The following is a 12,293-nucleotide window of genomic DNA, read 5'->3' as shown; positions in this document are numbered from 1 at the left end:
TTCGACCTCCTCTCGATGTGTTCGACTGCGTCGAACGGCGCTGCGCGCCCACCCCCGGATGAACGCCGGAACGAAGCCTGCCGAGGGGGCGGGTGGATCAAGATCAAAAGCTGCAGGCGAGCTAACGCTCGGCCTGATGAGTGGTGAGAAGCCTTTGTGTACGCCGCTCGGCCTTTGCTCTTCTGTAGGAGTGAGCCTGCTCGCGATGGCTGCCTGCCAGCCGACCAATTTCCACCGAATGTACTCGGTCCAATTGTGGGAGCGGGCTTGCTCGCGAAGACGGCCTGCCAGCCGACCAATTTCCACCGAATGTACTCGGTCCAATTGTGGGAGCGGGCTTGCTCGCGAAGACGGCCTGCCAGCCGACCAATTTCCACCGAATGTACTCGGTCCAATTGTGGGAGCGGGCTTGCTCGCGAAGACGGCCTGCCAGCCAACCAATTTCCACCGAATGTACTCGGTCCAATTGTGGGAGTGAGCCTGCTCGCGATGGCGGCCTGCCAGCCGACCAATTTCCACCGAATGTACTCGGTCCAATTGTGGGAGCGGGCTTGCTCGCGAAGACGGCCTGCCAGCCAACCAACTTCCACCGAATGTACTCGGTCCAATTGTGGGAGTGAGCCTGCTCGCGATGGCGGCCTGCCAGCCGACCAATTTCCACCGAATGTACTCGGTTCAATTGTGGGAGCGAGCTTGCTCGCGATGGCTGTCCAACAGTCAACAATGTTTTTCGCCCAAGCCAACCATTCAGACCATTCCCACAAGACTTTCAGGTTGCCCGTCGGAAGCACGATCTCTAGCCTTTGACCGTCGCTGCCAATTCAGCGATCGGGACTGCAAGCCCGTCAACAATTTGTTAGGCGCCTACTTTGGGAGCTTCGCAATGATCAAAGACAGTCCAGATCCCTCCGCCTCTGAATCCGAAAAACAAGCGTCACACCGTCCTTGCCCAATTTTCACCATCCGCCCAGGCATCAACTCCGAAACCCTCTTGGTCCACGCCTATGAAACTCTCGCTTCAGCCAATGTAATGGCAACTGAGTTGTCGTCCATCCTGACTGGCCCAACCTGCAATCTGGTGCTTGGTATTCAGCAGATGATTGTCCTCGCACAGCTATCAGTGAACGGTGTGCTGGATCATCTCGATCCACCGCAATAACTTTTGTAGGAGCTGCCGCAGGCTGCGGCAGCTCCTACATCAATCTCGGACTCGTCTGATATTGAGGTGCAATGGCTTGAGTGTTGTATTCAGAACCCGGTTTCACGACTGTTTGAGACAGCACCCATGAAAAATCCACCCAAGTTGAGGGGGCGGTCCGACCCGGTATTTGATCGGTTGGGACAATCACCGAACAAGGAACGCCTTTCGGACTATCTCGCTCTGCTCAAGCCCCTGGATGATCAGGGGCGTTATCTGCCATTCGATGCATTGCGCTATCGCTGGGCTCCGGGGCTGGATTCGAACCTGTGTTGGGCTTTGGTCAAGAAAGCCCGGGCTGCGCAGTATTCGAGCCTTTTGCCGTTAGGTGAACCTTCCCGGTGGCTGCAATTCGTTCTGACGCCGCAAGCGCAAAAAGCCATTTCCGCGGTGGACCGGCAAACGACAACCGCCGTGCTGAAATACATGACCGGCCAGATCGGCGAGCGTGCGCACTTCAGCTATCTGCTCAATGACCTGATCGAAGATGAAGCCATCAGTAGTAGCCAGCTCGAAGGAGCGGCAACCACGACACGCGTGGCCAAGGACATGCTCAAGCGTCATCGCCTGCCGCGCACGCCGGATGAGCGAATGGTCATCGGTAATTTCAAGATGATGAACTTCGCCTGGGAGCAGCGCTACGAGCCTCTGAGCGTTGAGTTGATCGCGGCGATACACCGCGTTGGCGTCGAGGGCATCGATGATCCGCAGTATTCGCCGGGGGTGTTCAGAAGCCGTGACGATGTCGTGGTGCAGGATGGCGAGGGCAACACCGTTCATACGCCGCCGCCCGCGGCAGGTATTGGGTTGCGTTTGCAGGCGCTGGCGGAATGGATCAACCATTCCCATAACAACCTCCATCAAGCGGATTACCTTCATCCTTTGATCAAAGGCATCGCTCTGCATTTTGCCCTGGGTTACGAGCATCCTTTTCGCGATGGTAACGGTCGGGTCGCGCGGGCGCTGTTTTACTGGTTCATGTTCAAGAATGACTTCTCGGCGTTCCGTTACATTGCGATCAGCGTCTTGTTACGCAATGCGCCGGTGAAGTATGGGCGCTCATACCTGGATACCGAGGCGGATGATCTGGATCTGACGTATTTCATCGATTTCCAGTGTTCGGTGGTGCTGCGTGCCGTGGGCAGTTTTACCCAGGCGTATCGGAAAAGTCTGGTTGATGCAGAGTGCTTTGATCGATGGTTGCGGGAAAGTGGTTTTCTCGACCAACTCACGGAGAATCAGCGGGCCGTCTTTCAAGTGGCCAAGAGCGGAATGGCCAAGGAGTTTACAGCGGCCAATGTGAAGGCAAACCTGGGGTGCTCTTACAACACGGCATCAGCCACATTGAATGGGCTGGTCGAATTGAAGTTGTTCGAGAAACGGAAGATGGGGCAGGAGTGGGTGTTTTTTCTACGACCGGCCACCGCGACCTGAACCAATGTGGGAGCGGGCAGGCCCACTCCCACAGGGTTTTTGTTGTGGCTTAGAGCGTGCCAAACACCTTCTTCGCCAAACTGGTCGCCGCAGCCGCCGGGTTCTGGCGGATGGTTTCTTCCTGTTTGCCGATCATTTCGAACAAGCCGTTCAGCGCCTGCTCGGTAACGTAGTTTTCGACGTTGGCGTTTTTCGCATCCACTACGCCCATGGTCGCCGCTTGTCCGGCGAACGAGTTGTACTGCTGGGCCAGGCCCACCTTGTCGGTGGCTTGCTTGACGATCGGCAGGAACTTGGCGCGGATCTGCTCGCGGCTGGTCTTGTTCAGGTATTGGGTGGCCGAGTCGTTGCCACCGCTGAGGATGCCCTTGGCATCTTCCACGGTCATTTTTTTCACGGCATCGACGAGGATTGGCTGGGCCTGGGTCACGGCGGATTCGGCGGCCTTGTTCATGCTGGCTTCCAGTTCATCGACCTGGTCACCCATGCCGAATTGTTTCATTTTGCTGGCGACCTTGCCCAGTTTGCCCGGCAGTTCGATTTTCACCTCCGGGTTGTTGCTGAACCCACCCGGCGTACCGAGCTGTTTTACGGCCAGTTGCGCACCTTGGGTCAGCGCGTCCTTGAGCCCGCCAGTGGCGTCTTTCTGCGACAGGTCGCTAAGGGACAGCGCCAGGGCGCTGGCAGAGATCATCAAACCTGCGCACAGGCCGGCAAAGCGGAGGGTAGGGCGGAGCATGGCAACTTCCTTTTTCAAAGGTATTTAGCGGGCCGCGTCAACGCGGACCTTCAGCGGTTGTGGATCGGTGCCGTCCAGGCGTACAGCGTGATTTTCGGTGGTAATGAACATCAGCTTGCCGTCGACTTCAATGCGCGCGCTGACTGAGTAACGATGACCCGGTTTGACCTGTGCCGGATCGTAACTCAGATGGAACGGTAGCGGCACTTGGCCTTTGACCTGGCCTTTCTGTTCGTCGAGGACCACGGCCGGTGCGTCGGCGAGCGACACGTCCTGCAAGCTGACGCTCAGGGTGGCGGTGGGCGGCAGGGCGCTGCGTTGCAGGTAGAAGACTTCACCGTCGAGGCTGGTTTTCGCCGCAGGTTGAATCGACTGACAGGCACCGAGCAGGGTGCTCATTGCCAGGATAGAGAGTTTTTTCATCGGAGATCTCCGTATCGAAGGCGCCAGAAGCAGCCTGGCGCCTGTAGAGATGTGGGAGCGGGCTTGCTCGCGAAGTCGGTGTATCAGACAACAGAGATGTTGCATTTCACACCGTTTTCGCGAGCAAGCCCGCTCCCACAGGTTCTGCATCAGGCCTGTGGCGCTGGGACCGCTTGATCCGCCGCATCTTCACTGCGATGCAGCGCCACCTGGCGGATCGATAAACGAATCTCCGCCGGCAATACGCGCTTTGCCGCGCCTTCGGCCAGTTCACCGAGCAGTTCGTGATAGCTCAGCTTGCCCGCTTCATCGCGCTTGAGCACGTCAAGGTCGAGCATCGTCTGGATGAAGTGGCGGAACAGGCTCTTGTCGAAGAATTCCGGGGCGTTCAGGCCATGCAGGATCGACAGGCGCTGGGCCATGACCGTGCACAGATCCTCCAGTTCTTCGGCGCTGATGCTGTTCTGGCCGCTGTTGAGCAGCAGGGAAACGGTCATGTAGAAGCGTTGCAGAGTCTGGGCGATGCTTTTCGACAGCAGCGTCAGCAGCACGAAGTGCCGTGAGCTTGGCGCCGGGCGCAGGTACACGTCGTTCTCGAAGCGCAGCAGGCCTTGTTCGACAAACGCCTCCAGCCATTGATCGATCACTGCGTCCAGCTCATCCAGCGACCAGCGAATGAACAGTTCCGCTTGCAGGTACGGGTAGAGCGCGCGGGTGTAGCGCAGAATCTGTTCGCGACTCATGCGCGATGCACTCTGGAAGAAACTCGCCAGCAGCGCCGGCAAGGCGAAGATGTGCAGCACATTGTTGCGGTAGTAGGTCATCAGGACGGCGTTCTGCTCGTCCAGATACAGAATCTTGCCCAAGGCATCGCTCTGCTCGGACAGCAGGTGCATGTCCTTCACATGCTCGATCAACGCCCGGCCGTCACCTTCCGGCAGGGTGGTGTGTGGCGAGTAGGGGACCTTGCGCAGCAGCGCCAGATACAGATCGAGCACCCGCGCCATGGCGCGATCATCCAGGGCCAGGCGGCTGGTGGACAGCAGTGCCAGGGCAACGAGGTTGACCGGGTTGATCGCCGCCGCTTCGTTCAAGTGCCGGGCGACCTTCTCGCCGAGACGGTTGGTGGTTTCGTTGAGCCAGGCCGGTCTGAACTGCGGGCCGAGTTCCTGCTTGCGCCAGTCCGGCTGCTCGCTGTCGAGGAATTCCGCCAGTTTGATCGGCTCGCCGAAGTTCACGGCGACCTGGCCAAAGCGCTGCTTGAGTGCGCCAATGACTTTGAAAATATCGAAGATCGACTCTTTCTTCTTGCTCGCGCCGCGCAGTTCGCCGAGGTAGGTCCGGCCTTCCAGTACGCGCTCGTAGCCGATGTACACCGGCACGAACACGATAGGCATGCGCGATGAGCGCAGGAAGCTGCGCAGGGTGATCGCCAGCATCCCGGTTTTCGGTTGCAGCATGCGCCCGGTGCGCGAACGGCCGCCTTCGACGAAGTACTCCACCGGGAAGCCCTTGGTGAACAGGGTGTGCAGGTATTCGTTGAACACCGAGGTGTACAGCGGGTTGCCCTTGAACGTTCGGCGCATGAAGAACGCGCCGCCACGGCGCAGCAGGCCGCCGATCAGCGGCATGTTCAGGTTGATGCCGGCGGCGATGTGCGGTGGGGTCAGGCCGTTGCGGAACAGCAGATAGGACAGCAACAGGTAGTCGATGTGGCTGCGGTGGCACGGCACGTAGATCACTTCGTGACCCTGGGCGACCTTCTGCACGCCTTCGATGTGGTTGACCTTGATGCCGTCGTAGATCTTGTTCCAGAACCAGCTCAGCACCACTTCCATAAAACGGATCGCAGTGTAGGTGTAGTCCGAGGCGATTTCGTTGCCGTATCGCAGCGCTTGAGCTTTGGCCTTCTCTGGTGAAATGTTCTCGCGTTCGGCTTCGTCGAGGATCGCCTGTTTGACCTGCGGCTGGTTCAGCAGGCCCTTGACCAGGTTGCGGCGGTGGGAAATGTCCGGGCCGATCACCGCAGCTTTCAGGTTGCGAAAGTGCACCCGCAAAATGCGCTGGGCCATGCGCACGGTGCGTTCATGGCCCTTGTTGTGCTCGATCAGTTCACGCAGATGGATCGGCGCGGAGAACTGCACGCGGGTCTTGCGCCCCAACACGATGACGCTGAGCAAGCGACGCAGACGCCCGGTCACCGCCCAGCTATCGGCGAACAGGAGTTTCCATGGGCTGTTTTCGCTGTCCGGCGACTGACCCCAGAATACGCTGACCGGAATGATCTGCGCGTCTTCGGCGGCGTTCTGGCTCAGGGCGCTGACCAGGCGGGTCAGGGTCGGCGGCGCGCCGCGCTTGTCCTGGCGGCCGAGCCAGTCCGGGTCCGGCGTCAGGTAGAAGAACGCGGCGGGTTCCAGCAGGTTGCCCACCGATACCGGCAACACCGGGCGCGGCAGGCCGGCCTTGCTGCATTCGGTGTCGACCACGGCGAGGTCGGTCAGCGAAGGGTTTTGCAGGACGTAGAACACCGGACGACTGCGGTCGAGGTTAAGGGTGAACGACGACTGGTTGATCGTCTCGGAGCGAACCCAGAGGTACAACAGTCGGCGCAGGGCGCCAAACACAAGACGGCGGAACGGGGAACGGGTCATACGGCTTCTGCGTGAGTGAATGAAACCAAGCGTTTGCTTGGGCGGCCGATAGTGTGCCGGATTCGTCGAAAATCGGCAAAAAAGCGTGGAAATAAACTCCTGTTGAGAGTTTTGACGTCTGTCATATACTCGGCGCTCTGTCGCCGTTGCCCTCATGGGACCGGTATGCGCAGGCTGACGTTCCCGAGGCTTTCCTGCGAAAAGCCCGATCAATAATAAAAAGGGAGTATGAACAAATGGCAACACGCGAAACCGGCAACGTGAAGTGGTTCAACGACGCCAAGGGCTACGGCTTCATTCAGCGCGAGGACGGGGTGGACGTGTTCGTGCACTACCGCGCAATTCGCGGCGAAGGGCACCGCTCGCTGACCGAAGGCCAGCAGGTTGAATATGCGGTGGTCGAAGGGCAGAAGGGGTTGCAGGCTGAGGATGTTGTGGGCCTGTAATCACGCAAAACCATTGTGGGAGCGGGCTTGCTCGCGAATGCGGTGTACCAGTCAAAATTGATGTCGACTGATACACCGCATTCGCGAGCAAGCCCGCTCCCACATTGGATCGGCGTTACTTATTCTTAAGCCGTTTTCCAGGTGATCTCTTCTTCACCATCGGCGCTGATGCGAATCCAGCGGTCCGCTGTCTCCTCACCTTCTTCCTCGACCCAGCTACCCGGCGCGCAACGCACTTCGACGTTCAGCGCGGCAAACGCGGCGCGGGCGCAGGCGATGTCGTCGTCCCATGGGGTCTGGTCGCTTTCCAGGTACAGGCTGTTCCACTTGCCGACCGCTTTTGGCAGCCAGGTCACTGGCACGTTGCCGGCCTTGCACTTGTAGGTCTGGCCCTTCTGGACCCAATCCGTGCACGGACCCAATGCCGCGCCGAGCCAGGCGGAAATGGCTTTGTGGTCGACGTCGGCGTCTTTCAGGTAAATCTCGATATCGGGTTGGCGCATGGATGTCCTCACTGCGGGTCTGAAAAATCCATTCGCGGATTTAGCCGGCCTTGAGCCGTTGCTCAAGACCAAAAATGTTTGAAGTTATTGAAGAACGAAATAATCGTAGCGCATCGACACGGTGACCTCGAACGGCTCGGCCTGCTCGATGACCGCTGCCCGGCGCTCGGCACTGGCGCGCCAGCCGTGGGGCGTCATGGCCAGCAGGTTGGCGCGATCCTGACCGCTGGCGAGCGTCAGCTTGAATTCCAGGGTTTCACTGTGCGCCAGCGCCATGCCGTCCGGTACCAGGTCCAGGTGCTTGTCGTCGATGTACTCGCGGACTTCGTCGTACAGCCGCTCACGCAACTCCATCAGATGCCCGCGGGTCGGTCCGACCTTCATCAGGCCGCCGCCAACACTGAGCAGGCGTTTGGCTTCTTCCCAATCCAGCGGGCTGAAGACGCTCGCCAGGAATTGGCAACTGCCCGACGCCAACGGTACCCGCGCCATGCTGGCGATCAACCAGGTGAGTTGCGGGTTGCGTTTGCAGGCGCGTTTGACGGCTTCCCGGGAAATATCCAGCGCGTAGCCTTCGGCACTCGGCAAAGCCTCGGCGATTTGCGCGGTGTAGTAACCCTCGCCACAACCGATGTCCAGCCAGTGCTGCGGCGCATAGCTGGCTGCCAGCTCCGCCAGACGCCTGGCCACCGGCGCATAGTGCCCGGCATTCAGGAAGTCACGGCGGGCTTCGACCATCGCCTGGTTATCCCCAGGGTCGCGGCTGTTCTTGTGCTGCACCGGCAACAGGTTCAGATAACCCTGACGGGCACGGTCGAAACGATGCCCGGCGGGGCAGACCACGCCGTTGTCCACCGCATTCAGCGGCGCACTGCAGATCGGACACGCAAGCATCAGGCGAGCAACTTGATCAGGGTCTGGTAGTAGATTTCGGTCAGCACATCGAGGTCGGCTGCCAGCACGCGCTCGTTGACCTGGTGGATGGTCGCGTTGACCGGGCCCAGTTCAACCACTTGTGTGCCCATGGTCGCGATGAAGCGGCCGTCGGAGGTGCCGCCGCTGGTGGAGGCCTTGGTGTCGCGACCGGTGATGTCCTTGATGCTCGACGACACCGCGTCCAGCAGCGCGCCTGGCTCGGTGAGGAACGGCAGGCCGGACAGGGCCCAGTCGACGTGCCAGTCCAGGCCATGCTTGTCGAGGATGTCGGCGACGCGCTTTTGCAGGCCTTCGACGGTGGATTCAGTCGAGAAGCGGAAGTTGAACACCGCCACCAGGTCACCCGGGATCACGTTGGTCGCACCGGTGCCGGAGTTGACGTTGGAGATCTGGAAACTGGTCGGCGGGAAGAAATCGTTGCCATGGTCCCAGTGCTCGGCAGCCAGTTCGGCCAGGGCCGGGGCCGCGAGGTGGATCGGGTTCTTCGCCAGGTGCGGGTAAGCCACGTGGCCTTGCACACCGCGCACGGTCAGCTTGGCGCCGAGTGAGCCGCGACGGCCGTTCTTGACCACGTCACCCACCAGGGTGGTGCTCGATGGTTCGCCGACGATGCACCAGTCCAGACGTTCCTTGCGCGCGGCCAGGCGTTCGACCACTGCCTTGGTGCCGTGATGCGCCGGGCCTTCTTCGTCGCTGGTGATCAGGAACGCGACTTTGCCTTTGTGATTCGGGTAGTCGGCGACAAAACGCTCGGACGCAACAGTCATGGCGGCGAGACTGCCTTTCATGTCGGCGGCGCCACGGCCGCAGAGCATGCCGTGTTCGTCGATCTGTGCATTGAACGGTTCAATCTGCCAGGCCGTCACCGGACCGGTCGGGACCACGTCGGTGTGGCCGGCGAAGCACAGCACCGGACCGTCGTCCTGGCCATGGGTGGCCCAGAAGTTATCCACATCTTCGATGCGCATCGGTTCCAGGGTGAAACCGGCATCGCCCAGGCGCTGCATCATCTGCTTCTGGCAATCGGCGTCGACCGGCGTCACGGACGGACGGCGGATCAGGTCGATGGCGAGTTGGAGGGTCGGCGAAAGGTCGGCGTGGGCCGTCATGGAAAACTCCGGAATCATGAGATATGGGCTTGGGCTTCAATGTGGGAGCGGGCTTGCTCGCGAAAGCGGTGTGTCAGTCAACATACGCCTCAACTGTTACAACGCATTCGCGAGCAAGCCCGCTCCCACAGGAATTGGGGTCGATCGGTAAACCGCGACATGCCCAAGCCCTGCAAAATGGCGGTTATCTTAAAGCAAAACGGCGACCATTGGCCGCCGTTTAGTACATCCGCAGAGATTTAGACCGCTGGTGCCGTTTCAGGCTCGGCGGCCGGTTTCGGCAGCGACGACAGGAACGCCATGATCAGCGCCGCCAGATACGGCAGCGACTGCACCAACAGCATGGTGACCCAGAAGCGCATGTCGTTGCTCGGCATGCCGTTGACCAGATAAATCCCCAGCGCCGCGCTCCACAACAGCAGCATGATGAACATCTCTTCCCGGGCTTCCGAAATCGCTACCCAGAAGCCATGGTTGTCGGCGTTTTTCGGCGTGCGGAAGAACGGAATGCTGCTGGTGAAGAAACCGTACAGCACCGCTTTGGCGATGGTATGGGACAACGCCAGACCGGCCAGCGCCGCGCAGAAGGCATCCTTCAAATTCACTCCAACCGCACGACGGTAGAGGAAGATGATCTTGGCGACCTTGAACACGAACAGCGCCAACGGCGGGATCGCGAAAATCAGCAGCGGTGGATCGACCCGTTGCGGCACGATGATCATCGCCGCCGACCACAGCAGTGCGCCGACGGTGAAGAAGATGTTCATGCCGTCCGCCACCCACGGCAACCAGCCCGCGAGGAAGTGGTAGCGCTGGCCGCGGGTCAGCTCGGTGTCCTTGCCGCGCAGCAGGCTGGCGGTGTGGCGCTTGATGATCTGAATCGCTCCGTAGGCCCAGCGGAAACGCTGTTTCTTGAAGTCGATGAAGGTATCGGGCATCAGGCCTTTGCCGTAGCTGGTGTGGTAATACGCCGCCGACAGGCCTTTCTCGAAGACCCGCAGGCCCAACTCGGCGTCTTCACAGATGCACCAATCGGCCCAGCCCAGCTCTTCGAGCACCGAGCGGCGGGTCATGGTCATGGTGCCATGCTGGATGATCGCGTCACGGTCGTTGCGGGTGACCATGCCGATGTGGAAGAAGCCTTTGTATTCCGCGTAGCAGAGCTTCTTGAACGTGCTTTCGTTCTGGTCGCGGTAATCCTGCGGCGATTGCACCACGGCGATTTTCGGGTCGGCGAAGTGCGGCACCATGTGCTTGAGCCAGTTGCGGTCGACGCAGTAGTCCGAGTCGATCACGGCGATGACTTCGGCATCCTTGGCGGTGTGCGGAATCAGGTAGTTCAGCGCGCCGCCCTTGAAGCCGGCCAGCGGTGCCACGTGGAAGAACTTGAAGCGCGGGCCGAGGGTGGCGCAGTAGTCGCGCACCGGTTCCCAGACCGCCGGATCCTTGGTGTTGTTGTCGATGATCAGGACTTCGAAATCCGGATAGTCGAGGTTGGCCAGGGCGTTGAGGGTCTGTTTGACCATCTCCGGCGGCTCGTTGTAGCAAGGCACGTGAATCGATACTTTCGGGCGGTAGCTGGAATCGCCCTCCACCGGCAGGAACTCGCGGCGGCGCTTGTGCACCCACACCGCTTCGGCCAGTTCATGGGCTTCGGTCAGCAGCACGATAAACACCCCAAGCGCACCGAGGGCGAGCAAGACGCCCACCGTCAGGCTGAACCAGGTGCTGTATTGCTGGCTGTAGTCGTAACCGATCCACACCAGCACCGAACCACACAGGAACGCGATAAAGGTCAGGAAGGTACGGCCACGCTGGCGCAGGGCCGAGCCGTCGATCATCAGCAGGGTCAGCGACAACAGCGCCAATACCACCGAACCAATGGCCAATACGCGCCATTGCGGAATCGCCACCACCGGGCCTTCGAAGTTGAACTTCTGCTGGCGCGCGGCGTTGAACACGCCCCAGTAGGCGCCGACGGAGCCTTCGTCGCTGGCTTTCCACGGCTGGTCAAATGCTTCGATCACGAAGTAGTTGAAGCCTTGGCGGTTGAGCTTGTTGACCAGGGTTCGCAAGTAAATCGCCTGGTCTGCCGGCGACGCATCGGCGCCACCGCGCATGCGGCCGTTGCTCGGCCAGCCCACTTCGGACAGCAGCAGCGGCTTTTTCGGGAACATCTTTTTCAGGTCACGGGCGCGATCCAGAACGAACTGCTGGGCCTTGTCCACCGGAATGAATTCCCAGTAAGGCAGGACGTGTGCGGCGATCAGGTCGACGTGCTTGGCCAGCTCCGGGTGTTCTTCCCACACGTGCCACTGCTCGGACGTGGTCACTGGCACCTTCACGGCGGCGCGCACGCGATCGAGCATGACACTGAGTTCCTGGGCGGTAATTTCCTTGCGGAAAATCGCTTCGTTGCCAACCACCACGCGAACCACGCTGCGTGAGGAGTTGGCGATTTCAATGGCGCGGGTAATTTCCCGTTCGTTGCGTTCCTGGTCCGGGCTGATCCAGATTCCCAGCGTCACCCGCAAACCGAATTCTTCCGCGAGTTTCGGGATGTCTTGCAGGGAACCATCGACCGAGTAGATGCGGATGTTATCCGTCAGCTTGCTCATGATCTCCAGGTCACGGCGCATCTCATCGTCGGATGGATACTGATCCTTCTGTGGGAATTGTCCTTGCTGGAACGGTGAGTAGGAGAAACCGGAGATCTGCTCCGGCCAGTTGGGGGCGGTGACCGGGCGATTGATCAGCGCCCAGAAGCCGGTAAACAAGGCTGCGATGGCGAGCACCACGACCAGGTTGAGTCCAAATTTACGCGATGACATGGTTATTTCAGGTTCCAAAGGCT

Annotated in this window: 10 protein-coding genes; 3 read left to right on the top strand and 7 right to left on the bottom strand. The window is 60.1% G+C overall.

What is annotated here, in order from left to right; all coding sequences use genetic code 11:
• Positions 1 to 883: 883 nt before the first annotated feature.
• Both ABIA48_RS08890 and ABIA48_RS08885 read left to right on the top strand, forming a co-directional pair.
• The gene (locus ABIA48_RS08890; protein ID WP_429487987.1) at positions 884 to 1,159 is read left to right on the top strand and encodes a DUF6124 family protein; all 276 of its coding nucleotides are present in this window, start codon (positions 884 to 886) and stop codon (positions 1,157 to 1,159) included.
• Positions 1,160 to 1,285: 126 nt separating this feature from the next.
• Positions 1,286 to 2,632, top strand: a complete 1,347-nt coding sequence (locus ABIA48_RS08885) for a Fic family protein (protein ID WP_429487986.1) — start codon at positions 1,286 to 1,288, stop codon at positions 2,630 to 2,632.
• A 49-nt stretch (positions 2,633 to 2,681) separates the two neighbouring features.
• Here the strand turns inward: ABIA48_RS08885 and ABIA48_RS08880 are convergent, their stop codons facing one another.
• The 3 genes from ABIA48_RS08880 to plsB all read right to left on the bottom strand — a co-directional run bounded on the left by ABIA48_RS08880 (position 2,682) and on the right by plsB (position 6,445).
• Positions 2,682 to 3,371 carry a DUF4197 domain-containing protein gene (locus tag ABIA48_RS08880; protein WP_429487984.1) on the bottom strand — a complete coding sequence of 230 codons (690 nt, stop codon included), beginning with the start codon at positions 3,369 to 3,371 and terminating at the stop codon, positions 2,682 to 2,684.
• A 24-nt stretch (positions 3,372 to 3,395) separates the two neighbouring features.
• Complete coding sequence (locus ABIA48_RS08875; RefSeq protein WP_007990311.1) at positions 3,396 to 3,794, bottom strand: YbaY family lipoprotein; 399 nt, start codon at positions 3,792 to 3,794, stop codon at positions 3,396 to 3,398.
• Positions 3,795 to 3,943: 149 nt separating this feature from the next.
• Positions 3,944 to 6,445, bottom strand: coding sequence for a glycerol-3-phosphate 1-O-acyltransferase PlsB (plsB, locus tag ABIA48_RS08870; RefSeq protein ID WP_429487982.1), 2,502 nt, complete (start codon positions 6,443 to 6,445; stop codon positions 3,944 to 3,946).
• A gap of 236 nt (positions 6,446 to 6,681) precedes the next feature.
• Here plsB and ABIA48_RS08865 point away from each other — a divergent pair, with 236 nt between their 5' ends.
• Complete coding sequence (locus ABIA48_RS08865) at positions 6,682 to 6,891, top strand: cold shock domain-containing protein (protein WP_007954750.1); 210 nt, start codon at positions 6,682 to 6,684, stop codon at positions 6,889 to 6,891.
• Positions 6,892 to 7,016: 125 nt separating this feature from the next.
• Here ABIA48_RS08865 and ABIA48_RS08860 read toward each other — a convergent pair whose 3' ends face one another.
• The 4 genes from ABIA48_RS08860 to ABIA48_RS08845 form a co-directional block, all read right to left on the bottom strand.
• Complete coding sequence (locus ABIA48_RS08860) at positions 7,017 to 7,394, bottom strand: hypothetical protein (protein WP_223442721.1); 378 nt, start codon at positions 7,392 to 7,394, stop codon at positions 7,017 to 7,019.
• Between the two features lie 84 nt (positions 7,395 to 7,478).
• Positions 7,479 to 8,288, bottom strand: coding sequence for a putative RNA methyltransferase (locus tag ABIA48_RS08855; protein ID WP_429487979.1), 810 nt, complete (start codon positions 8,286 to 8,288; stop codon positions 7,479 to 7,481).
• Positions 8,288 to 9,439: a succinyl-diaminopimelate desuccinylase gene (gene dapE, locus ABIA48_RS08850; RefSeq protein ID WP_429487977.1), complete on the bottom strand. Its 1,152-nt coding sequence runs from the start codon at positions 9,437 to 9,439 to the stop codon at positions 8,288 to 8,290. Before dapE ends, ABIA48_RS08855 begins: the two co-directional genes overlap by 1 nt.
• A gap of 239 nt (positions 9,440 to 9,678) precedes the next feature.
• A complete protein-coding gene (locus ABIA48_RS08845; protein ID WP_429487975.1) occupies positions 9,679 to 12,270 on the bottom strand; it encodes a glycosyltransferase in 2,592 nt (863 codons plus the stop codon).
• Positions 12,271 to 12,293: the final 23 nt, after the last annotated feature.

Origin of the sequence: Pseudomonas sp. S30_BP2TU TE3576 (assembly GCF_050436025.1) — a bacterium.
Lineage (GTDB): Bacteria > Pseudomonadota > Gammaproteobacteria > Pseudomonadales > Pseudomonadaceae > Aquipseudomonas.
This window is presented reverse-complemented; position numbering and strand designations above follow the sequence as displayed.